27 protein-coding genes are annotated in these 25,165 nt (G+C 56.3%); 4 read left to right on the top strand and 23 right to left on the bottom strand.

What is annotated here, in order from left to right; genetic code table 11:
* The first annotated feature begins 109 nt into the window (after positions 1 to 109).
* Both NHF56_RS06830 and NHF56_RS06825 read left to right on the top strand, forming a co-directional pair.
* Positions 110 to 1,318, top strand: coding sequence for a bifunctional 2-C-methyl-D-erythritol 4-phosphate cytidylyltransferase/2-C-methyl-D-erythritol 2,4-cyclodiphosphate synthase (locus NHF56_RS06830; RefSeq protein ID WP_252802791.1), 1,209 nt, complete (start codon positions 110 to 112; stop codon positions 1,316 to 1,318).
* On the top strand, positions 1,311 to 1,820 hold the full coding sequence (locus NHF56_RS06825) for a CinA family protein (RefSeq protein ID WP_252802790.1): 510 nt from the start codon (positions 1,311 to 1,313) through the stop codon (positions 1,818 to 1,820). Before NHF56_RS06830 ends, NHF56_RS06825 begins: the two co-directional genes overlap by 8 nt.
* A 32-nt stretch (positions 1,821 to 1,852) precedes the next feature.
* Here NHF56_RS06825 and NHF56_RS06820 read toward each other — a convergent pair whose 3' ends face one another.
* The 14 genes from NHF56_RS06820 to NHF56_RS06755 form a co-directional block, all read right to left on the bottom strand.
* Positions 1,853 to 2,299 carry a type II toxin-antitoxin system RatA family toxin gene (locus NHF56_RS06820; protein ID WP_252802788.1) on the bottom strand — a complete coding sequence of 149 codons (447 nt, stop codon included), beginning with the start codon at positions 2,297 to 2,299 and terminating at the stop codon, positions 1,853 to 1,855.
* Positions 2,300 to 2,308: 9 nt separating this feature from the next.
* Entirely contained in the window at positions 2,309 to 2,872 is a 564-nt protein-coding gene (locus NHF56_RS06815; RefSeq protein ID WP_252802786.1) for an AAA family ATPase, read from the bottom strand.
* A gap of 56 nt (positions 2,873 to 2,928) precedes the next feature.
* Positions 2,929 to 3,897 (bottom strand): lipoyl synthase, encoded by a 969-nt coding sequence (lipA, locus tag NHF56_RS06810; protein WP_252802784.1) that lies wholly within the window; start codon positions 3,895 to 3,897, stop codon positions 2,929 to 2,931.
* Positions 3,898 to 3,907: 10 nt separating this feature from the next.
* Positions 3,908 to 4,162 (bottom strand): GlsB/YeaQ/YmgE family stress response membrane protein, encoded by a 255-nt coding sequence (locus tag NHF56_RS06805; RefSeq protein WP_252802782.1) that lies wholly within the window; start codon positions 4,160 to 4,162, stop codon positions 3,908 to 3,910.
* Between the two features lie 53 nt (positions 4,163 to 4,215).
* On the bottom strand, positions 4,216 to 5,661 hold the full coding sequence (gene lpdA, locus NHF56_RS06800; RefSeq protein ID WP_252802780.1) for a dihydrolipoyl dehydrogenase: 1,446 nt from the start codon (positions 5,659 to 5,661) through the stop codon (positions 4,216 to 4,218).
* Positions 5,662 to 5,722: 61 nt separating this feature from the next.
* Positions 5,723 to 5,983, bottom strand: a complete 261-nt coding sequence (locus NHF56_RS06795) for a YdcH family protein (RefSeq protein ID WP_252802778.1) — start codon at positions 5,981 to 5,983, stop codon at positions 5,723 to 5,725.
* Positions 5,984 to 6,065: 82 nt separating this feature from the next.
* Positions 6,066 to 6,704 carry an SGNH/GDSL hydrolase family protein gene (locus NHF56_RS06790; RefSeq protein ID WP_252802776.1) on the bottom strand — a complete coding sequence of 213 codons (639 nt, stop codon included), beginning with the start codon at positions 6,702 to 6,704 and terminating at the stop codon, positions 6,066 to 6,068.
* A 17-nt stretch (positions 6,705 to 6,721) separates the two neighbouring features.
* The gene (locus tag NHF56_RS06785) at positions 6,722 to 8,098 is read right to left on the bottom strand and encodes a pyruvate dehydrogenase complex dihydrolipoamide acetyltransferase (protein WP_252802774.1); all 1,377 of its coding nucleotides are present in this window, start codon (positions 8,096 to 8,098) and stop codon (positions 6,722 to 6,724) included.
* 13 nt (positions 8,099 to 8,111) lie between these two features.
* A complete protein-coding gene (locus NHF56_RS06780; RefSeq protein ID WP_252802772.1) occupies positions 8,112 to 9,509 on the bottom strand; it encodes a pyruvate dehydrogenase complex E1 component subunit beta in 1,398 nt (465 codons plus the stop codon).
* A gap of 18 nt (positions 9,510 to 9,527) precedes the next feature.
* On the bottom strand, positions 9,528 to 10,574 hold the full coding sequence (gene pdhA / locus NHF56_RS06775) for a pyruvate dehydrogenase (acetyl-transferring) E1 component subunit alpha (RefSeq protein ID WP_252802770.1): 1,047 nt from the start codon (positions 10,572 to 10,574) through the stop codon (positions 9,528 to 9,530).
* 151 nt (positions 10,575 to 10,725) lie between these two features.
* Positions 10,726 to 11,034: a septum formation initiator family protein gene (locus tag NHF56_RS06770; RefSeq protein ID WP_252802768.1), complete on the bottom strand. Its 309-nt coding sequence runs from the start codon at positions 11,032 to 11,034 to the stop codon at positions 10,726 to 10,728.
* Between the two features lie 140 nt (positions 11,035 to 11,174).
* Complete coding sequence (gene eno / locus NHF56_RS06765) at positions 11,175 to 12,449, bottom strand: phosphopyruvate hydratase (RefSeq protein ID WP_252802766.1); 1,275 nt, start codon at positions 12,447 to 12,449, stop codon at positions 11,175 to 11,177.
* Between the two features lie 137 nt (positions 12,450 to 12,586).
* On the bottom strand, positions 12,587 to 13,435 hold the full coding sequence (gene kdsA, locus NHF56_RS06760; protein ID WP_252802764.1) for a 3-deoxy-8-phosphooctulonate synthase: 849 nt from the start codon (positions 13,433 to 13,435) through the stop codon (positions 12,587 to 12,589).
* Positions 13,432 to 14,310: a VOC family protein gene (locus tag NHF56_RS06755; protein WP_252802762.1), complete on the bottom strand. Its 879-nt coding sequence runs from the start codon at positions 14,308 to 14,310 to the stop codon at positions 13,432 to 13,434. The genes kdsA and NHF56_RS06755 overlap by 4 nt, the downstream gene beginning before the upstream one ends.
* A 152-nt stretch (positions 14,311 to 14,462) precedes the next feature.
* Here NHF56_RS06755 and NHF56_RS06750 point away from each other — a divergent pair, with 152 nt between their 5' ends.
* Positions 14,463 to 14,921 carry a hypothetical protein gene (locus NHF56_RS06750; protein ID WP_252802760.1) on the top strand — a complete coding sequence of 153 codons (459 nt, stop codon included), beginning with the start codon at positions 14,463 to 14,465 and terminating at the stop codon, positions 14,919 to 14,921.
* Positions 14,922 to 14,929: 8 nt separating this feature from the next.
* Here the strand turns inward: NHF56_RS06750 and NHF56_RS06745 are convergent, their stop codons facing one another.
* The 9 genes from NHF56_RS06745 to NHF56_RS06705 all read right to left on the bottom strand — a co-directional run bounded on the left by NHF56_RS06745 (position 14,930) and on the right by NHF56_RS06705 (position 24,287).
* Positions 14,930 to 15,343: a response regulator gene (locus NHF56_RS06745; protein WP_252802759.1), complete on the bottom strand. Its 414-nt coding sequence runs from the start codon at positions 15,341 to 15,343 to the stop codon at positions 14,930 to 14,932.
* Between the two features lie 12 nt (positions 15,344 to 15,355).
* Entirely contained in the window at positions 15,356 to 17,161 is a 1,806-nt protein-coding gene (locus tag NHF56_RS06740) for an ATP-binding protein (protein WP_252802757.1), read from the bottom strand.
* Between the two features lie 118 nt (positions 17,162 to 17,279).
* Positions 17,280 to 17,663, bottom strand: a complete 384-nt coding sequence (gene sufA, locus NHF56_RS06735) for a Fe-S cluster assembly scaffold SufA (protein ID WP_252802755.1) — start codon at positions 17,661 to 17,663, stop codon at positions 17,280 to 17,282.
* Between the two features lie 77 nt (positions 17,664 to 17,740).
* A complete protein-coding gene (locus NHF56_RS06730) occupies positions 17,741 to 18,118 on the bottom strand; it encodes an SUF system Fe-S cluster assembly protein (protein ID WP_254007593.1) in 378 nt (125 codons plus the stop codon).
* Positions 18,119 to 18,130: 12 nt separating this feature from the next.
* The gene (locus NHF56_RS06725; protein WP_252804878.1) at positions 18,131 to 19,366 is read right to left on the bottom strand and encodes a cysteine desulfurase; all 1,236 of its coding nucleotides are present in this window, start codon (positions 19,364 to 19,366) and stop codon (positions 18,131 to 18,133) included.
* Positions 19,367 to 19,371: 5 nt separating this feature from the next.
* A complete protein-coding gene (gene sufD, locus NHF56_RS06720) occupies positions 19,372 to 20,646 on the bottom strand; it encodes a Fe-S cluster assembly protein SufD (RefSeq protein WP_252802752.1) in 1,275 nt (424 codons plus the stop codon).
* Positions 20,647 to 20,656: 10 nt separating this feature from the next.
* On the bottom strand, positions 20,657 to 21,412 hold the full coding sequence (gene sufC / locus NHF56_RS06715; RefSeq protein ID WP_252802750.1) for a Fe-S cluster assembly ATPase SufC: 756 nt from the start codon (positions 21,410 to 21,412) through the stop codon (positions 20,657 to 20,659).
* A gap of 107 nt (positions 21,413 to 21,519) precedes the next feature.
* On the bottom strand, positions 21,520 to 22,989 hold the full coding sequence (gene sufB / locus NHF56_RS06710) for a Fe-S cluster assembly protein SufB (protein WP_252802748.1): 1,470 nt from the start codon (positions 22,987 to 22,989) through the stop codon (positions 21,520 to 21,522).
* A 125-nt stretch (positions 22,990 to 23,114) separates the two neighbouring features.
* A complete protein-coding gene (locus NHF56_RS06705; RefSeq protein WP_252802746.1) occupies positions 23,115 to 24,287 on the bottom strand; it encodes a cysteine desulfurase family protein in 1,173 nt (390 codons plus the stop codon).
* Positions 24,288 to 24,481: 194 nt separating this feature from the next.
* On the opposite strand from NHF56_RS06705, the gene NHF56_RS06700 reads away from it, so the two are divergent.
* Positions 24,482 to 25,159, top strand: coding sequence for an alpha/beta hydrolase (locus tag NHF56_RS06700; protein ID WP_252802744.1), 678 nt, complete (start codon positions 24,482 to 24,484; stop codon positions 25,157 to 25,159).
* Positions 25,160 to 25,165 lie beyond the last annotated feature (6 nt).

Here is a 25,165-nt window from a genome sequence, read left to right as displayed (position 1 = left end):
GCTTGGCAAATATTCGGCATGTGCTGGAAAAGTCACCAGAAACTGTTTAGAGCGCAATCAGTAGGATCATTTTCCACCTTTTCACACGTGTGACCTGAAATGGAAATACATGGCTGATCATCAGAGCAAATTTGCCTTTGTCGTCGTCGCAGCCGGTCGCGGAGAGCGCATGGGAGCGAGCCAAGAAGGCCCCAAGCAATATCGAAAGATTGCCGGCAAACCAGTCATCCGCCTCAGCCTGGAGCAAATTCTCACATGGCCGCATTGCGCCCCTGTCGTTGTCGTTATCCATCCCGATGATACCGAACTTTGCGACAAGGCCCTCGCCGGCCTGAACGCCGACCCGCGCTTCAAGACGGTCTTTGGCGGCAAGACCCGCCAGGAATCAGTGCTCAAGGGGCTGAAGGCGCTTGAAACAAGTGGGATCGACAATGTCATGATCCACGACGCCGTGCGCCCCTTCATCGACCATGCATTGCTCGACCGCGTTGCCCAGCCCATTGTGGAGGGTAGCCCAGGTGCTATTCCCGCCATCGCCGTTGCCGACACGCTCAAACGGGCAGATGCCTCTATCATCACCGAAACCATCGATCGCCAGGCACTGTTTGCGGCTCAGACCCCTCAGGCGTTTCATTTCGCTACCATCCTCAATGCCCATGAACAGGCGTCAAAGGCCGCGGATACCGGCTTCACGGACGATGCATCCATCCTCGAATGGGCCGGCATTCCGGTAAGGCTCGCGGAAGGTACGGCGGATAATATCAAGATCACACTCAGGCGTGACCTGGAAATTGCCAACGAAAGGATGTCGAAGCGAATGGTTCCCGATGTACGCTGCGGCAATGGCTATGATGTTCATCAGCTGGTCGATGGTGATGGCGTCACGCTGTGCGGTGTCTTCATCGAACACGAAAAGCGTCTTTCGGGCCATTCCGACGCTGACGTTGCCCTGCACGCTTTGACGGACGCGCTTCTCGCCACCTGCGGGGCGGGCGATATCGGCGACCATTTCCCGCCCTCCGATCCGCAATGGAAAGGTTGTGCCTCGCACGTTTTCCTGCGCCACGCGGCCAATATCGTGCGCGAACGCGGAGGCCGCATCACCAATGCCGACATTTCCATTATCGCCGAGCGGCCCAAAATTGGTCCGCGGCGCGATGAAATGCGCAAAAACCTAGCGGAAATGCTGGAAATCGATCTCGAAAGATGTTCGGTTAAGGCGACGACAAACGAAAAAATCGGCTTTGCCGGTCGCGAGGAAGGCATAGCCGCCATCGCAACGGCAACCGTCATTTATGGAGCCCATGGCCATGAGTAACAGTGGCGAAGTCATGGAACTGGCGAGACAACTTCTCGACATCTGCCGCAAGCGCAACATCATGATTGCGACCGCGGAATCATGCACCGGTGGCCTGCTGGCTGCTGCACTCACGGAATTGCCCGGCTCATCGGACGTCTTCGAACGCGGTTTCGTGACCTATTCCAACGACGCCAAGATCGAACTCCTGGGTATTTTTCCCATTACATTGAAACAACATGGCGCAGTCTCGGAAGAAACAGCGATGGAAATGGCCCATTGTGCGCTGGTTCGCTCAGAAGCCGGTCTCGCTGTCGGCATCACCGGCATAGCAGGCCCCGGCGGAGGCACAGCCGACAAACCCGTCGGCCTCGTCCACATTGTGGCCAAGCGTTATGATGGACACACCCTGCACCGCGAACTTCAGCTCGGCGACATTGGACGGTCAGCCGTGCGCATGGAATCAGTCAAGAACGCACTCGAAATGCTTCTGAAGCTCGCGACAGCGCCAGCAGAACACTGACCGTGGCGCGAACAGCGGCCTAATCGAGGCTGTCAGCCGTAGACTTTTTCAGCGCGTCTCTCGAATGCTTCGGTGAACATCCTGAACGCGCGCTCGAACATCGCGCCCATTAGCGCCCCGAGCACACGGCTCTTGAATTCGTAATCGATAAAGAAATCGACGTCGCAACCGTTTTCACCCGACGGAAGAAAGCGCCAGCGGTTTTCGAGATATCGGAACGGGCCATCAATATATTGAACATCGATCGCAAGCTCTTCGCGCTTGAGCAAAACCTGCGTTGAAAATGTCTCGCGGATGGCCTTGTAGCCGACCGTCATATCCGCCACGAGCAATTCCTTTCCATCCCGCTCCTTACGGCTCTTGACCGTCAGGGCATCGCAAAGCGGCAGGAATTCGGGATATTTCTCAACGTCAGCCACGAGCGCAAACATCTGCTCGGGCGTGAAGGAAACTGTTTTGCGGGTCTGAAACTGAGGCATAACTGAGACTTATGTAGCCTTGTGCAGAAGCGCAAGGAGTGCAGCCGTTTCCTGATGCGATTTCAACATCAAAACGGGCACATCCTGCCCGTTGAGTGCAAACTGTTCCTCGATACTAGGCGCATGATCGCGCTCGAAATTCCATATATAGGCCAGAAATTCCAGGTCCATCTTCTCCGGACATCCCGGTGCCATGGCCGGGCGCACACGGCCCATATATCGCAGCCAACGAAGCAAGACGCCCTTGATTGAAGAAAGCCTCGGCGGTCGCATCCAGATCGCAAACTCGGCGCGCGCCAGCCTGATCTCCATGCTCCGCGGACCCGAACCATCGAACACCCAGCGTTCGCCTGCCACTGCCTTGACCATCAGGTCCAACTGTTCGGCCCGATCACGCAACTGCCAGCCCGGAAGCCAGAGAATATCCCTGTCCATAGAAATGTAATGCAGGTCGAGACGTTGCGCCAGTTCCAGAGAAAGCGTGCTCTTGCCGCTCCCCGAGCAGCCCATAACCATGACACGTTTCGCAGACTGCAGAATCTCCGCTGCCTCAGAAATAGAAACAAGGTTCATTGCCGCCTCGCCAAAACGCGGGCAACTTAGACATGGAAAACCCGTTCCGCAACAGCCTATTCGGCAGCCTGCAGCTTCTTTTCGCGCGCAGCCTTCATCCGGGCGAAATCGTCTCCGGCATGGTGTGACGAACGCGTCAGCGGCGAGGATGACACCATCAGGAAGCCCTTTGAATAGGCCGTCTGTTCATATGACTTGAACTCTTCAGGTGTAACGAACTTCTCCACCTTGTGGTGCTTGCGTGTCGGCTGCAGATATTGGCCGATGGTGATGAAGTCCACATCCGCCGTGCGCAAGTCATCCATCAGCTGCAGCACTTCGTTGCGCTCCTCGCCGAGCCCAACCATGATGCCGGACTTGGTGAACATTGTCGGGTCCAGCTCTTTCACGCGTTGCAGAAGGCGGATCGAGTGGAAGTAACGCGCACCCGGACGCACGGTGAGATAGTTCGACGGCACAGTTTCCAGATTGTGGTTGAAAACGTCCGGCTTGGCAGCCACGACGCGCTCCAGTGCACCCGGCTTACGCAGGAAATCAGGTGTCAGGATTTCAATCGTGGTGTCCGGCGACGCTTCGCGAATGGCCCAGATCACTTTTTCGAAATGCTCTGCCCCGCCATCCTCGAGGTCATCGCGGTCCACGGAGGTGATCACCACATGGTTCAGCCCCATCTTGGCGACAGCCTTGGCGACGTTGGCAGGCTCGTCCAGATCAAGCGCATGCGGCCGTCCGGTGGCGACGTTGCAGAAGGCGCAGGCCCGCGTGCAAATCTCGCCCATGATCATGAAGGTTGCATGCTTCTTGTCCCAGCACTCGCCGATATTGGGGCAGCCCGCCTCCTCGCAAACGGTCACCAGATTGTGGCTTTTCACGATATCGCGCGTTTCGTGATAGCCCTTGGTCACCGGTGCTTTCACGCGGATCCAGTCAGGCTTCTTCGCCACTTCCGTATCCGGCCGGTGTGCCTTCTCAGGATGGCGAACACGCTTTACCGGTTCTTTCACGTTGTCGAGGATTGTGACCATTACGACTGCTCTACTTTTTCACCAGCTTCACGACGAACAGCAGGATCACCGCGCCGATAAAACCGTTCAGGAGATAACCAACAATACCGCCCCCGATAAAAAGGCCGAAACGCGGAAGAATAGCCCCCGCAATCGCTGCACCCACGATACCGATGATGATATTCAAGATGATGCCGTAGCTCATGTTCATGAGCTTGCCCGCAAGCCACCCGGCAACGCCGCCGATGATAATGGTCATCAGCCAGCCAATTCCTGCACCACTCATGTCAATCCTCCGTTAAACGACAATAACTTCATCTAAGCCCATTGGCGCGAAGATCAAGCGTTCAGCACTTTCCCATAGGCATCGAGAACGCTTTCCTTCATCATTTCAGAAAGCGTCGGATGCGGGAAGATCGTGTGCATCAGCTCTTCTTCCGTCGTCTCCAGGTTCATGGCAACCACAAAGCCCTGAATGAGTTCGGTCACTTCCGCGCCCACCATATGTGCGCCTAAAAGCTCGCCGGTTTTCTTGTCGAAAATGGTCTTCACCAGACCATTGTCTTCACCAAGCGCAATCGCCTTGCCGTTTGCATTGAACTGGAAGCGGCCGACCCGAATGTCGCGGCCCTGCTCCTTCGCCTTGGCTTCCGTCAAGCCGACCGATGCCACCTGCGGGTGACAATAGGTGCAGCCTGGAACCTTGCCCTTGTCCGTCGCATGAACGCCCGGAACGCCGGCAATTTTCTCGACGCAGACAACACCTTCATGCTCTGCCTTGTGCGCCAGCATCGGCGGTCCGGCAACGTCGCCAATCGCATATAGGCCCGGCACATTGGTTTTGCCATAACCATCAACCACGATGCAGCCGCGATCAGTCTTCACGCCCAGCGCTTCAAGGCCGAGATTTTCAATATTGCCCTGAACGCCGACAGCGGAAATCAACCGATCAGCGGTGATCTGCTGAACTTTGCCGTCCTTGGTTTCCACATGCGCGGTGATCGAGTTCGAGCCCTTCTCCACCTTGGCAACCTTGGCCTCGGTGAGGATCTTCATGCCGCGCTTTTCCAGCGCCTTGCGGGCAATGGCAGAAATTTCCGCATCTTCGACGGGCATGACCTGGCTCATGACTTCCACGACAGTCACATCCACACCCATGGAACGGTAGAAGGATGCAAATTCGATCCCGATGGCACCAGAGCCCATCACGACAATAGACTTCGGCATGAAGTCCGGCTTCATCGCTTCAAAATAGGTCCAGATCAGCTTGCCGTCCGGCTCAATGCCCGGAAGCGCGCGCGGACGCGCACCTGTGGCAACAATGATGTGCTTGGCGGTATAGGTCCCCTCGCCCTTCACGCCTTTCGGAACCGGGTTTTGCGGTTCCACGACAGGCTTGGAGGATTTACCAACGACAATCTCATTGGCCTTGGTGAGCTTGGCCTCGCCCCAGATTACATCGATCTTGTTCTTTTTCATGAGGAAGCCGACACCGCCGTTGAGACGGGCCGAAACGCCACGTGAGCGGGCCACAACAGCCTTCACATCCGCCGTCATCTTGCCGTCCAGCGTCAGGCCGTAATCCTTGGCGTGGCTTGCATAATCCATCATTTCGGCAGAACGCAGCAGCGCCTTTGTCGGGATGCAGCCCCAGTTGAGGCAGATACCGCCCAGATGCTCGCGCTCGACAATCGCCGTCTTCATGCCAAGCTGCGCCGACCGGATCGCGGCAACATAACCGCCGGGACCCGAACCAATGATAATGACGTCGTAAGCATTCGACATGGGCGTCTCCACTCCTCAATTCTTGGTTTCGAGGCAGTGGAGCTTCGCCGCCCTGCCACGCTTATGGGATCGGATCAACCATTTCGTGGTTCACCAGCATCCCGTAGATTTCATCCTTGAGCAGCATCCGCTTCTTGCGCATATCTTCGACATGAAAATCGTCTGCTGGCTCTATGTCGGTTTCGGCGCGATGAATGGCCCGGTTGATCTCGTGATATTCGTTCGAGATGCGATAGAAATGCCCGTCAACTTCGCGCATATGGCGCAGCTTGTTGACGAATTCGGGAAATTCTTCTGCCAACTCATGCGGGGTATTCGCCATTGTCCCATCTCCTTTGGTGAATTGAGATGCTTCAAGGCTAAAACCTTCCGCTCATACCTCCTTGATCCTGATCAAAAAGAAATCACATTCCCAGCATCATGCGAACGACAGGCTCAAGCCCGCGCCCGATGGCACTTGTATTCTCTGCATCCAGATGGATCCCGTCGTTGGGCGAGGTCTTCGCCACAGACCCGGCATCAAAAAAACCGCATCCCAGTTCATCGGCCAGATCGCGATAGAGGCTGCCCAACATCGCCGATTCATCCATCGCACCCTGAAAAAGAGCTGCGAAAAAGCTATTGGCCGTTTCGCAAATACGCGGTGGTGCAACAATCAACACATCCGGCACGTCGAAGTCGAAGCCCCATTCATGATTGCGAATGAGCCCGACCAACCGTTTGACGCCAGCAACCGCATTGACCGCACGACCGGCCACAACCGGCTTCATGTCATTGGTGCCAAGCATGATGATCACCAGGTCAAGCGGCTTGTGCGTTTCCAGAATGCTTGGCAAAAGCCGCGCGCCGTTACGGTCACAATCCGCCAGATGATCGTCATAGGCTGTGGTGCGCCCGTTCAAGCCCTCAGGGATCACCCTTGCGCCATGCCCGAGACCCTTTTGCAGAACCGAAGTCCAGCGATCGGCATATTCATGCCGACCGAGACTGATCGGATCATAACCCCAAGTCAGACTGTCGCCAAAGGCAAGAACGGTTTTCATCGCACCGCGTCCCGCGCTTATACCAGCATGCCCATCGGGTTCTGGATATGGCCCTGGAACGAAGCCGCCAGTTCAGCACCCAGCGCACCGTCGATCACGCGGTGGTCGAAGGCAAAGGTCGCCGTCATCACGGTTGCGACCTTGACTTCGCCATTCTTGACCACGGCCTTTTCAACACCGGCACCAATCGAAACAATCGATGCATGCGGCGGGTTGATGATCGAGGTAAAGTTCGAAACACCAAACATGCCGAGGTTCGAAACAGCCGTTGTACCGCCCTGATATTCGGCAGGCTTCAGCTTCTTGTCGCGTGCACGGCGTGCCAGATCCTTCATCTCGTTGGAGATGACGGACAGCGTCTTCTGTTCAGCCTTGCGGATGATTGGTGTGATCAGACCGTCGGGAATGGCAACAGCAACACCGACATCGGAATGCTTGTGCTTCACGCGCGCAGACGAGGTCCACGATGCGTTTGCCATCGGCACATCACGCAGTGCAAGCGCCATCGCCTTGATGATGAAATCATTGACCGAGAGTTTGTAGGCCGGAACCTCGCCCTTCTCCGTCTTGATCATCGGCGACGCCTTGTTGATGTCCGCACGAAGCGCCAGCAGTGCATCAAGCTCGCAATCCATCGACACGAAATAGGACGGCACCGTCTGGTGGGACTCCGTCAAACGCGCCGCAATCGTCTTGCGCATACCGTCATGCGGCAGAAGTTCGTATGAGCCTTCTTCAAAGAGCTTGAGAACGGCATCGTCGGACGGACCTGTTGCAGCAGCCTTCGGTGCTTCAGCCGCAGCAGGCGCAGCAGAGGGAGCAGCAGACTTGCCGGTGCCTTCAGACTTCGCCTTCTCAATATCGGCCTTTACGACGCGGCCATGCGGACCGGAACCGGAAATTGCGGAGATGTCGAGACCAGCTTCCTTTGCCAGACGACGCGCCAGCGGAGAAGAGAACACCCGCTCGCCAGCGGCCGTGGGCGCAGGTCCCGCAGCCGGTGTCGGCGCAGGCTTGTCGGCCACAGGTGCCGAAGCAGCCTTTTCCGGCTCAGCCTTCGCTTCGGAGGCCGCAGCCTCCTCTTTCTTTGCAGGCGCTTTTTCAGCAGAGCCGCCTTCGCCGCCAGACTTGGCAGCTTCGGCAACATCCTCGCCTTCACCGGCAAGGATCGCGATCAGCGAATTCACCTTCACGCCTTCTGTACCAGCGGGTACGACGATCTTGGCAACAGTGCCTTCGTCGACTGCTTCCACTTCCATCGTCGCCTTGTCGGTTTCGATTTCCGCAATCACGTCACCGGGTGCAATTGTATCGCCTTCCTTCACCAGCCACTTGGCCAGGTTGCCCTCTTCCATCGTCGGTGAGAGCGCAGGCATGGTAATTTGAATGGGCATGTCCTCGCCTCCCTTATTTGTAGCAGACGGCTTTCACCGCATCGACGACTTCACCGACATTCGGCAGAGCCAGTTTTTCTAGGTTGGCCGCGTAAGGCATCGGAACATCCTTGCCCGCAATCGTCAGGATCGGCGCATCAAGATAGTCGAACGCCTGCTGCATCACGCGGGTGGCAATTTCCGTACCAACGGAAGACTGCGGGAACCCCTCTTCCACGGTCACCAGACGACCCGTCTTCTTCACGGATTCGATCACAGTCGGAATATCCATCGGGCGAATTGTGCGCAGGTCGATCAGCTCGACATCAATACCCTGGCTTGCCAGTTCCTCAACGGCCTTCACCGCGTAGGTCATGCCAATACCGAAGGACACAACCGTTGCATCCTTGCCCGTCTTGTGAACACGCGCCTTGCCGATTGGTAGAACGAAATCATCCAGCTTCGGCACATCAAAGGTCTGGCCGTAAAGAATTTCGTTTTCCAGGAAGATCACCGGGTTCGGATCGCGGATCGCCGCTTTCAAAAGCCCCTTCGCGTCTGCCGCCGTATAAGGCATCACAACCTTGAGACCCGGAATATGGCTGTACCAGGCGGCATAACACTGCGAGTGCTGCGCCGCCACACGTGCTGCCGCACCGTTCGGTCCGCGGAACACCATCGGCGCGCCCATCTGGCCGCCGGACATGTAAAGCGTCTTGGCAGCGGAATTGATGATCTGGTCGATCGCCTGCATGGCGAAGTTGAAGGTCATGAATTCAACAATCGGCTTCAGCCCGGCCATGGCCGCACCAACGCCGACACCGGCAAAACCATGTTCGGTGATCGGCGTATCAACCACGCGCTTATCGCCGAATTCCTGAAGCAGGCCCTGGGTAATCTTGTAGGCACCCTGATATTCAGCAACCTCTTCACCCATCACAAAGACATCGCCGTCCCGGCGCATTTCTTCGGCCATCGCATCGCGCAGCGCTTCGCGCACCGTCGTCGGCACCATTTCCGTGCCTTCCGGAATATCCGGATCGGATGCAACCTCGGTCTGCATCGGCGCTGCGGGAACCTTCTGCGGCGGGGCTTCTTCCGAAGCTTCACGGGCCTTGCCGCCAGCGGCGTCAGACGGTTCGCTCTTCGGCGCCGGCGAACTTGCCTTGCCGATATCATCAGCGCTTTCGCCTTCGCTGAGAAGCACGGCAATCGGCGTATTCACCTTCACGTTTTCGGTGCCGGCCTCAACCAGCAATTTGCCGATCACGCCTTCGTCAACGGCTTCCACTTCCATGGTTGCCTTGTCGGTTTCGATTTCAGCAATCACGTCACCCGAGGTCACGCTGTCGCCTTCCTTTTTCAGCCACTTGGAAAGCGTACCTTCTTCCATGGTCGGAGAAAGGGCGGGCATAAGAATTTCTACTGGCATGGATGTCCTCCCTTTCGCTTACAGCAAGATGTCCGTGTAGAGCTCGGATGCATCCGGCTCCGGATCGTTTTGTGCAAATTCGGCACTGTCGGCCACCACGTCGCGTACATCTTTGTCGATGGCTTTCAGTTCGTCTTCCGAAGCCCAACCCTGTTCGATCAGGCGCGCTTTCACCTGTTCGATCGGGTCGTGTTCAGAGCGCATCTTCTGCACTTCATCCTTGGAGCGATATTTCGCCGGGTCGGACATGGAGTGGCCGCGATAACGATAGGTCATCATTTCAAGAATAAAGGGACCCTTGCCACTGCGGGCATGTTCCAGCGCCTCTTCGGCTGCAGCCTTGACCGCACGCACATCCATGCCGTCCACCTGGACGCCGGGAATGGAGAAAGACGCCCCGCGCTTGGAATAGTCATGCTGCGCTGTCGAGCGCGCATTCGAGGTACCCATGGCGTAGCGGTTGTTTTCCACGACATAAACAACCGGCAGTTTCCAGAGTGCCGCCATATTGAAGCTTTCGTAGACCTGCCCCTGGTTGGCTGCGCCATCACCAAAATAGGCAACCGAAACATTCTTGTTGTCGCGGTAGCGGTTGGCAAACGCCAGGCCAGTGCCGAGGGAAACCTGCGCACCAACGATACCATGTCCGCCATAGAAATTCTTTTCCTTGGAGAACATGTGCATGGAGCCGCCCTTGCCGTGGGAGTAGCCGCCCTTGCGCCCGGTCAGCTCGGCCATCACGCCGCGCGCTTCCATGCCGGTTGCCAGCATATGGCCGTGATCGCGATAGCCGGTAATCACCTGATCGCCGTCCTTCAGCGCCATCTGCATGCCCACCACGACAGCTTCCTGCCCGATATAGAGGTGACAGAAACCGCCGATAAAGCCCATACCGTAAAGCTGCCCCGCCTTTTCTTCAAAGCGGCGGATCAGCAGCATTTCGCGATAGGCGGAAAGCTCTTCTTCCTTGGAAAATTCAGCGACCTTGGCAGATGTATCTCTTTTAGACGACCTGGCAGGTGATTTACGAGCAGCGCTCGCCGCGGCGGATTTACGCGGAGCCATACAGTCCCTCCCTGTTTAGACTTCATTGATGAAAACAATAGGCCAGTTTCGGAGAATGAGCAATGCCCTGAGCGCATAGCTTCCATTCCAACTATCCAATTGAAATATTTGAGGAAAATAGAATTAACTTGATTTCGGTTAAATCGTGAAATCAGTTAAAAATGACGACCTCATTCGGCTTGGAAACGTTGAGCGAATAACGCGCACGTTCGTCAAGCATATCCCTGTCCATGGACCCATCGCTCAGCAGCCGAACCTGCCTTTCCAGCTGCTTGCGCTTGGTTTGCAGCGTGGTCAAGGTCTCCTGCCGCTCCAGTCTCTGACGGTCGAATTCCTCCATCGCACGCAGACCGTAGTCGCCATGCAGCGAATGATAACCGAAATATCCGAGAAATGCAGCAGTGATGGCCGGAAGAATGAAACGGCCGAGTTTTTTCTTCTTATGATGCCTCGTCCACATGGAGATGCCCTGTTACGCAATACTGATCTCGCAGATTAGACGAGAGTTCTTAACCGAGCGTTGACTCTGTTTCGCAGGCGCAAAAAAAGCGCGGTAAATTTCACCGCGCTTTGCATTTTTCTAAAACTGCGATTGGCCGCTTAGCCGCGCAGGATCGAACGTCCTGCGTAGACGGCCTGCGCGCCCAGGCCTTCTTCGATGCGGATGAGCTGGTTGTATTTTGCAAGCCGGTCGGAGCGGGCAAGCGAACCAGTCTTGATCTGACCGCAATTGGTGGCAACCGCCAGATCGGCAATGGTGGAATCTTCCGTCTCGCCCGAGCGGTGCGACATCACTGCCGTATAGGCAGCCTTGTGCGCGGTCTCCACAGCGTCCAGCGTTTCCGACAGCGAGCCGATCTGGTTGACCTTCACCAGAATGGAGTTTGCCACGCCCATCTTGATGCCGTCGCGCAGGCGCGCGGAATTCGTCACAAAAAGATCGTCGCCCACCAGCTGGCACTTCGAACCGACGAGATCGGTCAAGGCCTTCCAGCCGTCCCAGTCATCTTCTGCCATACCGTCTTCGATGGAGATGATCGGATACTTGGAAACCAGCTCGCCGAGATATTCAGCCATGGCGCCCGCTTCCAGCGTGCGGCCTTCGCCTTCCAGAACGTACTTGCCGTCCTTGTAGAACTCGGTCGAGGCGCAATCGAGCGCCACATACATGTCCTCGCCCGGACGGTATCCGGCCTTCTCAATCGACTTCATGATGAAGTCGAGTGCGGCAGGTGCGCTTTCCAGACCCGGCGCGAAACCGCCTTCATCGCCCACATTGGTGTTGTGGCCTTGCGCGCTCAATTCCTTCTTCAGCGTATGGAACACTTCAGAGCCCATGCGCACGGCGTCGCGCAGCGTTTCCGCGCCCACCGGCATGACCATGAATTCCTGGAAATCGATTGGGTTGTCGGCATGCGCACCGCCATTGATGATGTTCATCATCGGAACCGGCAGAATGCGCGCGTTCGGACCGCCAACATAACGGTAAAGCGGCAAGCCGGACGCTTCCGCGGCAGCCTTGGCAACCGCCAGAGAAACGCCGAGGATCGCATTGGCACCCAGACGGCTCTTGTTTGCCGTGCCATCCATGGTGATCATGGCTTCATCGATTTCGAGCTGGTTTTCAGCTTCAAAACCGGCAATCGCTTCGTAGATTTCCCCATTGACCGCGGCAACGGCCTTTTCAACACCCTTGCCGAGATAGCGCGATCCGCCGTCACGCAATTCCACGGCTTCATGCGCACCGGTCGAAGCACCGGATGGCACAGCCGCCCGGCCAAAGCTGCCATCTTCCAGAAGAACATCGACTTCGACGGTGGGATTGCCACGGCTGTCGAGAATTTCGCGGCCAACGATATCTACAATTGCGGTCATTTCTTTACCTGTTGGTGGGAGTTTCGTTCGTTGTTTTCTTAGAGCGTTTCATTTCCAAATGGAACCGTCCCACTCCGTGAACTTTATACTGCCTGAAACCGGCACTCAACGCGCCGAATTCCATAGCGTTCAGGATGTCACCCCTTGGCGACAGCATCGAATGCCAGAAGCTTGTCCAGCAATCGCGCCATATCCTTCAACGGCACCATATTGGGTCCGTCAGACGGCGCATTGTCTGGATCTTCATGCGTCTCGATGAAGACGCCAGCCACGCCAACGGCAACAGCTGCACGTGAAAGCGTCTCCACGAATTCCCGCTGCCCGCCGGTGGAGCCACCCTGCCCGCCCGGCTGCTGCACGGAATGCGTCGCGTCGAATATCACCGGCGCACCCATCGCCGCCATGATCGGCAGCGAACGCATGTCGGAAACAAGCGTGTTATAGCCGAAGGACGCACCACGCTCGCAAAGCAGAACATTCGGGTTGCCGCTCTCGTTCAGCTTGGCCAGCACATTCTTCATGTCCCAGGGGGCAAGAAACTGTCCCTTTTTCACGTTGATGACCCGCCCCGTTTTGGCTGCGGCCACCAGCAGGTCCGTCTGACGGCTGAGGAACGCAGGGATCTGCAGAATATCGACAACGTCGGCAACCTGCGCGCACTGCTCTTCGGTATGAATATCGGTCAGCACCGGAAAGCCGAATTCGCGCTTCAGATCGGCAAAAACCTCCAGCGCTTTTTCAAGTCCGATGCCGCGTTTGCCTGAAAGCGACGTACGGTTGGCCTTGTCGAAGGACGACTTGTAAACGAGCCCGATCCCGGCCTTGTCGCAAATCTCCACCAGCGCGCCAGCCATTTCAAAAGCATGGTCGCGGCTTTCCATCTGGCAGGGTCCGGCAATCAGCGACAGCTTTGCACTGTTGGAAAAGGTAACGGCCTTGGCACCCTCACCAACAACCACGCGTCCATTCGTCTTCGCATCACTCATGCGGCTTCTTCCTCAAACACAAATATGGCACCCTGCCCAGCTTCGGCAGCGACCACAAGGCGGTCTGCACGCTTCTCGTATGCGATACCGCGGGCTTCGAACAGTTCCGCTGTCTTTCTAACGTCACGCACGCCAAACACAACCGCAATTCCAGTCAGACCTTCTGCCTTTGTTGCGCAGGCCGCGCCAACATAGTCACGAAGCCCTTCTTCTTCCATCACATGCAATTTTGAACCATTCATGACAAAAGCGAGGCCATATTCATCTTCAACCGCAGCCCCGAAGATCGCGCCAAGATAATTGCGATCCGAAGCCTCTTTGCTCAAGAGGATAATGCCCTTTGTGCCGACGACCCCGTTTTCGTGTGCCAGCAACGCTTCATCGGCAAGTGCGGAAACATTGATCCGCTGGCAGGTAAAAACATAAAAGCGCTCTTCGGCGGGTTTTGCGGAAAAGGCGAGTTTGAAACTGGCCACGGTTTCCGTCCCATCCGGGCGCTTCAATGGACGCGAAAATGCCAGCATACCGCCCGCAGAAATGCCCGTTTCCTGAAAATACCCATGATCGCCATCGGCATCGCTGCTCTTGAGCGCGATTGCCGCAAAGCCCTCCGTCTCCGTCGAGTGCCGGTACTGGCCGAAAAGGCGCGTGAAGTTGTTCCCCTCTGTAACCGAGTGTTGCATCGCCATGTCATCTGCAACAGCCAGCGGCTCAAGATAGGTCTGGTCTGCGAAATAAACGCAGGCATTCTCCGTACCGAAAGGGTGACGTGCATCATTGGCCACCCGAAACCCGAGCGCTTCCAGTCGGGCGCGCGCAACGGTGAGCGTTTCAACGGAAAGAACGGCATGATCAAGCCGGCGAAGATTGTCCATTCATCACCTTTTTCAAAGGAAGTACAAACTGAAAATACCCTCGGTACAAGAAGGTAAATATTGAATAAAAACAGCTCCTTTTTCTTCAAGTACGGGCAACCTGTCGGGTGTATGATGGATAGTCTACGAATGTTTTAATCGGGTGCCCACCCATGACGCAGGTCATTACAGTATCGCCCATGACGGCCGCCTACGCCAGCGAAGCGTACAAGCCGCGCGATAGCCGCAATTCGCCCCTGGAAAAGGCGATCTCGGATTGGCATGCGCGTGCGGTCGAAAGCGCCGACGCATATGACCGCGGTCTGTTGAACGTTGTGCGCCCGCCATCGCTGCAATTGGCGTTTCTTACTGCCGCCCACCACAGCTACCGCCACGTATCCCTCGATCAGGCAATTGCCGAATACGCCTATCTTGAAGGTCCCAAGCAGCCCGACGAGGAGGAACTTCAGGCAGTAACTGACGAAGCTGAGCGGGAAAACACTTCAGCCGAGCACGACCTGCCGGGCATGTCGTCACCTCCGCCTGCTGCACCCCTCGAAGCTGCAAGCAGCTCTTCACCCATGCCGGAAACGCAGACCGCATCGCCTGCCAGCATCGACAGCACCGAATAGGCGCTTATTTAATCGGGCAAGACCGCCGATTCGAGCCAGAACGTCCCGAACGCTTTTGCGAACATCCGGTATTTCTCCATCGAAAGCGGCTTTTCCACATAGGCGTTTACACCAGCCTCGTAGCATTCGGACACATCGATATCCGACACCGATGATGACAAGGCCACCAGCGGCATTTTACCCAACCGCGGATGCGCGCGTATTTCGCGAATAACATCGATCCCGGAGCCGTCGCGCAGATTGATATCCACGACTGCGATTTCGCACGCCGTCTGCAGGATTTCCTCCACGGCGCCTTCCACGGTTGGCCAATTGAAGAGTTCGGTTTGGGCTGGTATTTCCTTGAAAGCGGTCGTGAAAAACCCGAAATCCAGCGGATCATCCTCAACAACCATGATCCTGTAAACGCCTTTATCTGACAAACGCTGCCTTTCTCAACTCTTCAGCGGCAGTTCGATAACAAACCGCGCTCCACCCTTGTAACTCGTATCCAAACGAATTGATCCGAGATGGCTGTCGACGATCTGCTTGCACAGCGCCAGGCCGATCCCGAATCCGTCATAGACAGTCTCATCCTTATGCAGCCGTCGGAATGCGGTAAAGATGCTGTCGGCATATCTGGGATCAATTCCAATCCCGTTGTCTTCGACAAAAATCTGCAGATTTCCGCTCTCGCGTGCACAATAAATCCGCACCCGCGGCCTCTGGCCGGGACGACAATATTTCACCGCATTGCCTATCAAGTTCTGAAAAAGCTGGCGCAAGAGATCCGGGTCGCCAAAATAATAGGGAAGGTCCGACGCCAGGATTTCCGCACGTGCATTTTCAACCTGGCTCTCCAGGTTCTGAACAGCCTGAACCACGATATCGGACAAAGGCACGTGATGGCGCGACACCGTTTTATAGGCAACCTTCGAATATTCCAGAAGACGCTTGATCACGCCGTCCATGCGCACGGCCGAGTTCTGGATATGTTTGGCAAATTGCGGAAGCTGTTCGTAATGTTCCTTTCCGACTTCCTCGACCACCATATCCGCAAAGATCGCGATATGCCGTAACGGAGCCTTCAGGTCGTGTGAAACCACAGCGGCAAACCGCTCAAGAGATTCATTTTTCTTGGCAAGCTCCGAACTCTGCTGGCGCAGGTGCTGTTCCTGCTCGTACTCGACAGTGATGTCGCGACCGATCTTGATCATCCCTGAGCGCTCACCGCCATCAAAAAGCACCCTGCAACGCCACCTGATCCAGCGCCGCCCCCCATCTTCGACACGCATCCATTCATCAAAGCTTATGGACGGACTGTCAGGCGTGGCGCTGATGAACATCTCTTCGAGATCATTTCCATCATCGCCGTCCTCGTCGGGCAGGCATCTTTCGCCTATCCAGCTGTCCCGCGTCCGGCTGGTCGCCTCTTCATAGGAGGCGTTGACATAGTTCACACGAAAATCCGCATCCGCGACGACAACGAAATCGGGAACATTTTGCAGAATCAGCTCAAATTCGCGGGTGCGCGTGGAAAGTTCACTCTGGGCCCGTCTGAGCTCGGAAATATCTTCATAAAACGAGGCCCCCCACCCGTCGGGCGAAAAATAGGCCGTCACACGGTGCCATGTCCCATCCGGCGCTTGCAGCTCGTTGATCAGCGGCCCCCTTTCTTTGTCCGTCACATATTGTAACTGCAGCACCTGATCGAAAGAATGCTCTTTATTATTCGTACCGAAGACGCCACGATCGCGCGCTGCAGTCAAAAGAACCTGTCGGTCCTGACCGAGATGAAAGAGATCGCTGATGGCAACAAAACGCTGTTTGGCGGCGTCGTTGTACTTCAGCAGCTCCGCGGACTTCCCCCATATCAGAATCGGATGCGGAAAATTCTCCACTATGTAGGAAAGCGCAGTCAGGATTTCCTCAGCCTCAAATGCGGTGCCTGAATCAATGAAGATGAAAAAGCCGCTATTGCCACTGCTCTCATAGCGGTTGATCTGCAGGCGGCCAGATGGAGCCAGAGAGCTGGCACCGCTATGACGATATGTCATGGAGAGCCCGTTGACGCCGGCTGCTTTCCAATTGCCCAGAGGCTCCAGAAAATCCGTCAGATGCTGGCCTATAGCCTTCGCGCTATCAAGTTCGAACGTGGAAAGAAATGCTGGATTGGCTTCCAGGATCACACCCCGGTCGTCCGTCACCAGCGTCGGCCGCCGCATCGCCTTAAACAGCTGAACTGAAACGCTTTCTTCCATGGATCGCCGACTCGAGTGTTTTCATGCAAATCCACAGTATGCGGACAAAACCAACACGCCAAGTCCTAACCCTGACCAAGGGCCACCTTGCAAAAAGCCTATCCTTGCGGCGGGAAACTCACGAAATACGACGTTCCACCCCGGCCAACTGCGCCAGATCCGCAGCCTGCAGCTCAACGGATTCGCCACATCCGCAGGCAGACGTCTGGTTCGGGTTGTTGAACACAAAACCGGAACGAAGTTTGGTCACTTCGAAATCCATCTGCGTACCGAGAAGATAAAGCACGGCTGCCGGATCGACCCAGACGCTGGCGCCATCGCGTTCCACGAAGTCGTCGCCCTTCACAGGCTCAGTCACGAGGTCGACAGCGTATTCCATCCCGGCGCAACCGCCCTTTTTGATGGAGACACGTATGCCCTTTGCGTCGCCGCCTGCATTCTCGACAATTGCCTTGATGCGGGCTGCCGCAGCGTCCGTCAGTGTGATGACTTCAAATGCCATTTTTGCTCCTTCCCACCTGGGTTAAAGGCCCAGGGGTTGTTCACGCGCTCTGAGTCTAGTGGCTTTCTCTTAAGGCTTCAATACCAGCCGATCGCCACCTGCGCCTCTTCCGACATGCGGTCCGGCGTCCACGGCGGATCGAAAACCATCGCAACCTCAACGCCCGAAACGCCCTCGACCGTGCTGACGGCGTTTTCCACCCAGCCGGGCATTTCGCCTGCAACCGGGCATCCCGGTGCCGTCAGGGTCATATCGATTTTCACCATCCGGTCGTCTTCGATATCGATCTTGTAGATCAGACCCAACTCGAAAATATCGGCCGGAATTTCCGGATCATAGACTGTCTTCAAGGCCGAAATAATGTCGTCCGAAAGGCGCGCCAGCTCATCAGCCGGAATGGCGGAATTTACAACATTTTCGCGAACATCCGTCGCTGCCTGAGTCTCTTCGCTCATCACTGGCCTCTGTTATCCGAAAAATTGACGTGCATATTCAAGCGCTTCAACGAGTTTATCAACTTCAGCGCGGGTATTGTACATACCAAATGATGCCCTGCATGTGGAGGTCACGCCGAAGCGTTTCAAGAGCGGCTGCGCACAATGGGTTCCAGCACGCACGGCAACCCCCTGCCTGTCGATCACCATGGAAACGTCATGCGCGTGAATGCCTTCAAGCTCGAAGGAAAAGATCCCACCCTTGCCAGGCGCTTCGCCAAGGATCCGCAGAGAATTGACCGAACGCAGCCGTTCGGCTGCATAAGCCGCCAATCCGGCTTCATGCTCGGCAATCGCCGCGCGCCCCACGCCTTCCATATATTTCAATGCAGCACCAAGCCCGATCGCCTGCACGATCGGCGGCGTTCCGGCTTCAAAACGGTGCGGCGGGTCGTTGTAGGTCACACTGTCTTCGGTCACATCGAAGATCATCTCACCGCCGCCCTCGAAAGGCCGCATGGACTTCAAACGATCCATCTTGCCATAAAGGACACCGATGCCGGAAGGACCGTAAAGCTTGTGCCCGGTCATCACATACCAGTCGCAATCGATATCACGCACATCGACCGGCATGTGCACGGCACCCTGACTGCCATCGACGAGAACCGGAATGCCCCGTTCGCGGGCAATACGGCAGATTTCCTTGACAGGAACCACGGTACCGAGCGCGTTCGACATTTGCGTGATGGCAATCAGCTTGGTTTTTTCCGTCAGGCATTTCTCGAAATCTTCGAGATGAAATGCGCCTTGTTCATCGACCGGTGCCCAAACGAGCTTGGCCCCCTTGCGTTCCCGGATAAAATGCCAAGGAACGATATTGGAATGGTGCTCCATGATCGACAGAACGATTTCGTCGCCTTCGCCGATATTGTCCATGCCCCAACCATAAGCCACCGTATTGATGCCTTCGGTCGAACCCTTGGTGAAGACGATCTCCTCCACCGAACCGGCATTCAGGAAAGCGCGAACCGTCTCGCGTGCCGCCTCATAGGCATCGGTCGCCGCATTGGACAGAAAATGAAGACCGCGGTGAACATTGGCATACTCATTCTCATAAGCATGGCTGATCGCGTCAATCACCACCTGCGGCTTCTGCGCAGATGCGCCATTGTCGAGATAGACGAGCGGTTTGCCATAAACCTCCCGCGAAAGGATGGGAAAATCCTTGCGGATTGCCTCGACGTCATATGTCACCGCTGCGGCCTCCATATCGTTCACGCGTCCCGCGCTTCCAGCCAATCGGCAATCACGTTTTCCAAGGCCTCAATCAGGTCCTGGCCTTCCATTTCTTCCACAAGCTCGGCCACGAAGGCCTGCACCAGCAGACCACGCGCCTTGCTCTCGGGAATGCCACGGCTCATGAGATAGTAAAGCTGCTTCCTGTCGATGTCCGCTACGGTCGCACCATGGGCGCATTGCACATCGTCTGCAAAAATTTCCAGCTCCGGCTTGGCCGAAAAATCAGCCGCGTCGGAAAGCAGAAGCGAATTGCAGGCCATGCGCGCATCGGTCTTCTGCGCATCCGGCGCAACCCGGATTTGCCCCTGGAACACACCCTTGGCCTTGTCAAACACGATGTTGCGGATGACCTCGGTCGAGGTTGTCTCAGGCACATCATGCCCCAGCACCATCGTCACGTCCGTGTGACTGTCACCGCCGAGCAGGTTGATCACCCGCATCTGGAAATCCGCACCCGGCGCTTTCGTAACGCCATGGATTTCCTCTCGAACGAGCTTGCCGCCCGCATTCAGAATGAAAAGGCTGAATTTCGCGTTTTCACCAAGGGCAAATTTCAACTGGCCGAGATAAGAGGAAATGTCCTCTTCCTGCTGCAGGATGATCCACTCGACCTCTGCACCGTCACCAAGCTTGATGTCACTGACCAGAGACGACAGCGCAGCAGAGCCCTTGGTCCCAATGTGCCGCTCGACGATCCGCACCTTTGAATCACGGCCAAAGTTGACGTTCAGCCGACTATGCAGCTGGCCGCCAACGGCAAACATCTGAATCTCGATTGCGTTTGCCGGCGCAACACCGTCTTCGAACGAGATCTCAAAGCCTGAATTCACCAGACCGCCATTGATCCGGCCGATGGCATCATCATCCCCCAATGGAGACAAATCAGCCGCCGCCGAACCATCCAGCAGTGCAGCGTCATAGGCGCGAACTGTCGCCCCTTCGACGCGGCCTTCAACGCTTCCATCACGCGAAATGGTAAAAACGCTCGAACCGTCAAGCAGCGGCGCGACCTTTTCGGCAGCAGCTGAAAGATCATCGGCGGGAACCTCACGCAGCAAGGCGCGCAAGTCCGTATAGTGCCATGCCTCTATGCGGCGCGAGGGCAGCCCATGCGTCTTCAACGCGTAGATCGCATTATCACGCGCCAAAAGCACGTTCTCATCACCAGGCAGGCTGCCGACATGATTGTTATAGGTATCAATCAGCGCGCTTTCTGCCTGCGTCAGCGCTATTACATTCTGAGCAGTCATATCGTTGTCCTCAAGCAGCGCTCTTGATCACATCTTCATAGCCGTTGGCTTCGAGTTCCTTGGCAAGCTCCGCATCACCCGACTTGATCACCTGGCCCTTGTAGAGCACGTGAACACTATCCGGCTGAATGTGGTCGAGCAGGCGCTGATAGTGCGTGATCACAATCATCGCACGATCAGGCGAGCGCAGCGCATTCACGCCATCGGAAACAACGCGCAGAGCATCGATGTCGAGACCGGAATCCGTTTCATCCAATACGCAAAGCTTCGGCTCCAGAAGCGCCATCTGCAGGATCTCCACACGCTTCTTCTCACCGCCGGAAAAACCGACATTGAGCGGACGGCGAAGCATTTCAGGCTCCACCTTCAAGGCGGACGCCGCTTCCTTCACCTTGCGCATGAAGTCAGGCGTTGAAAGTTCGGCTTCACCGCGTGCCTTGCGCTGCTCGTTCATGGCAACCTTGAGGAACTGCATGGTGGCAACGCCTGGAATTTCGACCGGATACTGGAACGCCAGAAACAACCCCTTGGCAGCACGTTCTGCCGGATCAAGCTCCAGAATGCTCTCGCCATTGTAGAGAATGTCGCCTTCGGTCACTTCATAGTCTTCACGACCGGAAAGGACGTACGACAGCGTCGACTTGCCGGAGCCGTTCGGCCCCATGATCGCAGCCACTTCACCAGCCTTCACAGTCAGGTTCAAACCACGGATAATTTCAGTACCGTCTTCGGCAATCCGTGCATGGAGGTTTCTAATCTCAAGCATTTTGCTCACTTCCAATATTGAGTAACGGCAAACCTTGTTCGGTCGCCAATTTAATCATCGACAGCCGCAGCTGGAAACGCCAGCGGCATGCCATGCCGCTGCGTCCATCAACCCACGCTTCCCTCAAGCGAAATCCCGATCAGCTTCTGCGCTTCCACCGCAAACTCCATCGGCAATTCCTGGATCACGTCTTTCACGAAGCCGTTGACGATGAGGGCAATCGCTGCCTCTTCCGGCACGCCGCGCTGCATGCAGTAAAACAGCTGATCTTCGGAAATCTTCGACGTCGTGGCTTCATGCTCCAGCTGGGCGGATGCATTCTTGGCTTCAATGTAAGGCACGGTATGCGCCCCGCACTTGTCACCGATCAGCAGCGAGTCGCACTGGGTAAAGTTGCGCGCATTATCAGCCTTGCGATGCACGGAAACCTGCCCGCGATAGGTGTTCTGCGAGAAGCCTGCGGAAATGCCCTTCGAGATGATGCGGCTCGAGGTGTTCTTGCCCAGATGCAGCATCTTGGTGCCCGAATCCACCTGCTGGTGACCATTGGACACCGCAATCGAATAGAATTCGCCGCGTGAGCCGTCGCCACGCAGAATGCAGGACGGATATTTCCAGGTGATCGCGGAGCCGGTCTCAACCTGCGTCCAGGAAATCTTGGAATTCTTGCCGCGGCAATCGCCCCGCTTGGTCACGAAGTTGTAGATACCGCCCTTGCCTTCCTTATCGCCCGGATACCAGTTCTGAACGGTGGAATACTTGATCTCGGCATCGTCCAGCGCCACCAGTTCCACGACAGCAGCATGCAGCTGGTTTTCATCGCGCTGCGGTGCCGTGCAGCCTTCCAAATAGGACACATAAGCGCCGTCTTCGGCAATGATCAGCGTGCGCTCGAACTGGCCGGTATTCTTCTCGTTGATGCGGAAATAGGTCGACAATTCCATCGGGCAACGAACACCCTTCGGCACAAACACGAACGAACCGTCGGTAAACACCGCGCTGTTCAGCGTCGCATAATAATTGTCCGAGGTCGGAACCACCGAGCCCAGATATTTCTGCACCAGCTCAGGATGTTCACGGATCGCTTCAGAAATCGACATGAAGATCACGCCAGCCTTCTTCAGCTCTTCCTTGAAGGTCGTGACGACGGAAACGGAATCGAACACCGCATCCACGGCGATCTTCGATTTCTGCACACCGGCCAGAAGTTCCTGCTCCCGCAGCGGAATGCCCAGCTTCTCATAGGTCGCAAGAAGCTCCGGATCGACTTCATCCAGCGATTTCGGACCAGAGGTCGATTTCGGCGCGGCATAATAATAGATGTCGTTGAAATCGATCTTCGGATAGTTCACCCGCGCCCAGGTGGGCTCTTCCAGGGTCAGCCAGCGCTGATAAGCCTCCAGACGCCATTCCAGCATCCATTCAGGCTCCTGCTTCTTGGCAGAAATGAACCGGATAATATCTTCCGAAAGGCCCTTGGGTGCCTTGTCGGTTTCGATCATCGTCTCGAAACCGTATTTGTACTGATCCACATCGATCTGGCGTACCTGATCGATGGTCTCCTGGACCGCAACCATGTCGTTCTCCAATCTTGCCGGATCAAGGGCCGGCAGCTTGTTCACGTTTCTTATTTAGGTTGGCCTTAGCCGATTGCACGGATAAGAGCCATGGAAAATCACTTTTCCTCAGTTTTTCCCAATTTTCACGCCGCCGCCCCCGCATTTGCGGCAGCCAGACGGCGCACATTGATCTTTTCAAAAGCAGCCATCGCCGCTTCAATTTCTTCATCCGTCGTTGAAACGCCAATGGAAATGCGCAGCGCGCCAAGGCTCGCATCTTTGCCCATCGCCTTCAACACGTGGCTTTCACCCACCTTGCCCGAAGAGCATGCCGAACCGGAGGAAAGCGCAATCCCTTCGAGATCGAAAGCAATCTGCCCTGTCTCGGATTTGAAACCCGGCAGCGAGAAAAAGCTCGTATTGCAGAGCCGGTCAACCGCTTCACCGTGGATCAGAATATCGGCAGCAGCAGCCTTGAAAGCGCCTTCCAGAAGATCGCGCTTAGCCTTTATCTCCGCCACACGCGCCTCAAGGCCGGCGGCATGGAATGCCGCAGCCGCACCAAAGCCGGCAATCGCCGCAATATTCTCTGTCCCCGCCCGGTGACCCTTTTCCTGCCCGCCGCCACGCACCAGCGGTTCCGGCATCATCACCTCACCGCGCGACACCAGCGCGCCAACACCCTTCGGCCCGCCAATCTTGTGAGCAGACAGGATCATGAAATCGATGTCGAGCGCTTCGATATCAAGCGGCATGCGACCCGCAGCCTGCACCGCGTCGCAAACGAAAATGCCGCCATGATCATGTGTCAGCCTGGCAATCGCGTTGATGGGCTGCACCACGCCACTTTCGCTATTGGCCGCCTGCACAGCCACCATCGGCAGCCCGCCTGAGCGGTCATGCGCCGAAAGCGCTTCAGCCAGAGCCGTCAGTTCAACAACGCCATTGCCGTCAACCGGAATGCGCACCACATCGTCACGCTCGAAGCGCCCGCCTTCCAGAATGGCCGGATGCTCCGTTTCGCTCACATAGAGCTTGGAGAGTTTCAAAGGCGCCCTGCCCATCTTGAAGCGCGGGCTCAAAACCGCATTCGCTGCCTCGGTCGCACCCGAAAAGAAGATCACATTGGAAGCACTTGCACCCGCAAGCTTTGCCACCTGGTCCCGCGCCTTGTCGATCACCGCGCGCGCGGAACGGCCGGCCCTGTGCACCGACGATGCATTGCCCGGCATATCGAGAGCCGCAATCACCGCCTCACGCGCTTCAGGCAGAAGCGGTGCTGTCGCATTCCAGTCGAGATAGGCGGTGTTTCTCATCAGTGCCGGTATCTAAACGTCCCGACCATCCGGCCAGGGCGTATTTTTCTTGAAATTTCAGGCGCGATTGCCGTAAGAGACTAGCCCAAAAGGCACACGGTCAAACCGAAAGCCTCTTTCGAATAGTTCTAAACTGTTTCTAGAAAAGATGACTCCTTTCGTCAAGACTAGAAGCGGCCAATGACGGAGTAAATATGCCCGAAGTGATTTTCAACGGCCCGGCCGGTAGACTGGAAGGCCGTTACCAGCCCTCCAAGGAAAAAAACGCGCCGATTGCCATCATCCTGCACCCGCATCCCCAGTTCGGCGGCACGATGAACAATCAGATTGTCTACCAGCTCTTCTACATGTTCCAGAAGCGCGGTTTTACGACACTGCGTTTCAATTTCCGCGGCATCGGCCGCAGCCAGGGTGAATTCGACCATGGTGCGGGCGAACTCTCCGACGCAGCCTCTGCCCTTGATTGGGTGCAGTCCATGCACCCCGATTCGAAAAACTGCTGGGTTGCGGGCTATTCCTTTGGTGCCTGGATCGGCATGCAGCTTCTCATGCGCCGTCCGGAAATTGAAGGCTTCATGTCGATTTCGCCGCAGCCGAATATCTACGACTTCTCCTTCCTCGCGCCCTGCCCGTCCTCTGGTCTTATCATCAGCGGCGATAGTGACCGTGTGGCACCGGAAAAGGATGTTCAGGGACTGGTGGAAAAGCTCAAAGCCCAAAAAGGCATTCTCATCACCCACAAGACGGTCCCGGGTGCCAACCATTTCTACCAGGGCCAGGTTGAAACCCTGCTCGGCGAATGCGAAGACTATCTCGACCGCCGTCTCAACGGCGAACTCGTGCCGGAACCCGCTGCCAAGCGCATTCGATAGACAATG

Source organism: Rhizobium sp. L1K21, from assembly GCF_024055895.1.
In the GTDB taxonomy this organism is placed as follows: domain Bacteria; phylum Pseudomonadota; class Alphaproteobacteria; order Rhizobiales; family Rhizobiaceae; genus Ensifer_A.
This window is presented reverse-complemented; position numbering and strand designations above follow the sequence as displayed.

Bases quoted from the DNA above. Each gene is read 5' to 3' on its own strand.
- NHF56_RS06830 (WP_252802791.1), top strand. From the start codon at position 110: ATGGCTGATCATCAGAGCAAATTTGCCTTTGTCGTCGTCGCAGCCGGT.
- NHF56_RS06825 (WP_252802790.1), top strand. From the start codon at position 1,311: ATGAGTAACAGTGGCGAAGTCATGGAACTGGCGAGACAACTTCTCGAC.
- NHF56_RS06820 (WP_252802788.1), bottom strand. From the start codon at position 2,299: ATGCCTCAGTTTCAGACCCGCAAAACAGTTTCCTTCACGCCCGAGCAG.
- NHF56_RS06815 (WP_252802786.1), bottom strand. From the start codon at position 2,872: ATGAACCTTGTTTCTATTTCTGAGGCAGCGGAGATTCTGCAGTCTGCG.
- lipA (WP_252802784.1), bottom strand. From the start codon at position 3,897: ATGGTCACAATCCTCGACAACGTGAAAGAACCGGTAAAGCGTGTTCGC.
- NHF56_RS06805 (WP_252802782.1), bottom strand. From the start codon at position 4,162: ATGAGTGGTGCAGGAATTGGCTGGCTGATGACCATTATCATCGGCGGC.
- lpdA (WP_252802780.1), bottom strand. From the start codon at position 5,661: ATGTCGAATGCTTACGACGTCATTATCATTGGTTCGGGTCCCGGCGGT.
- NHF56_RS06795 (WP_252802778.1), bottom strand. From the start codon at position 5,983: ATGGCGAATACCCCGCATGAGTTGGCAGAAGAATTTCCCGAATTCGTC.
- NHF56_RS06790 (WP_252802776.1), bottom strand. From the start codon at position 6,704: ATGAAAACCGTTCTTGCCTTTGGCGACAGTCTGACTTGGGGTTATGAT.
- NHF56_RS06785 (WP_252802774.1), bottom strand. From the start codon at position 8,098: ATGCCCATTCAAATTACCATGCCTGCGCTCTCACCGACGATGGAAGAG.
- NHF56_RS06780 (WP_252802772.1), bottom strand. From the start codon at position 9,509: ATGCCAGTAGAAATTCTTATGCCCGCCCTTTCTCCGACCATGGAAGAA.
- pdhA (WP_252802770.1), bottom strand. From the start codon at position 10,574: ATGGCTCCGCGTAAATCCGCCGCGGCGAGCGCTGCTCGTAAATCACCT.
- NHF56_RS06770 (WP_252802768.1), bottom strand. From the start codon at position 11,034: ATGTGGACGAGGCATCATAAGAAGAAAAAACTCGGCCGTTTCATTCTT.
- eno (WP_252802766.1), bottom strand. From the start codon at position 12,449: ATGACCGCAATTGTAGATATCGTTGGCCGCGAAATTCTCGACAGCCGT.
- kdsA (WP_252802764.1), bottom strand. From the start codon at position 13,435: ATGAGTGATGCGAAGACGAATGGACGCGTGGTTGTTGGTGAGGGTGCC.
- NHF56_RS06755 (WP_252802762.1), bottom strand. From the start codon at position 14,310: ATGGACAATCTTCGCCGGCTTGATCATGCCGTTCTTTCCGTTGAAACG.
- NHF56_RS06750 (WP_252802760.1), top strand. From the start codon at position 14,463: ATGACGCAGGTCATTACAGTATCGCCCATGACGGCCGCCTACGCCAGC.
- NHF56_RS06740 (WP_252802757.1), bottom strand. From the start codon at position 17,161: ATGGAAGAAAGCGTTTCAGTTCAGCTGTTTAAGGCGATGCGGCGGCCG.
- sufA (WP_252802755.1), bottom strand. From the start codon at position 17,663: ATGGCATTTGAAGTCATCACACTGACGGACGCTGCGGCAGCCCGCATC.
- NHF56_RS06730 (WP_254007593.1), bottom strand. From the start codon at position 18,118: ATGAGCGAAGAGACTCAGGCAGCGACGGATGTTCGCGAAAATGTTGTA.
- NHF56_RS06725 (WP_252804878.1), bottom strand. From the start codon at position 19,366: ATGGAGGCCGCAGCGGTGACATATGACGTCGAGGCAATCCGCAAGGAT.
- sufD (WP_252802752.1), bottom strand. From the start codon at position 20,646: ATGACTGCTCAGAATGTAATAGCGCTGACGCAGGCAGAAAGCGCGCTG.
- sufC (WP_252802750.1), bottom strand. From the start codon at position 21,412: ATGCTTGAGATTAGAAACCTCCATGCACGGATTGCCGAAGACGGTACT.
- sufB (WP_252802748.1), bottom strand. From the start codon at position 22,989: ATGGTTGCGGTCCAGGAGACCATCGATCAGGTACGCCAGATCGATGTG.
- NHF56_RS06705 (WP_252802746.1), bottom strand. From the start codon at position 24,287: ATGAGAAACACCGCCTATCTCGACTGGAATGCGACAGCACCGCTTCTG.
- NHF56_RS06700 (WP_252802744.1), top strand. From the start codon at position 24,482: ATGCCCGAAGTGATTTTCAACGGCCCGGCCGGTAGACTGGAAGGCCGT.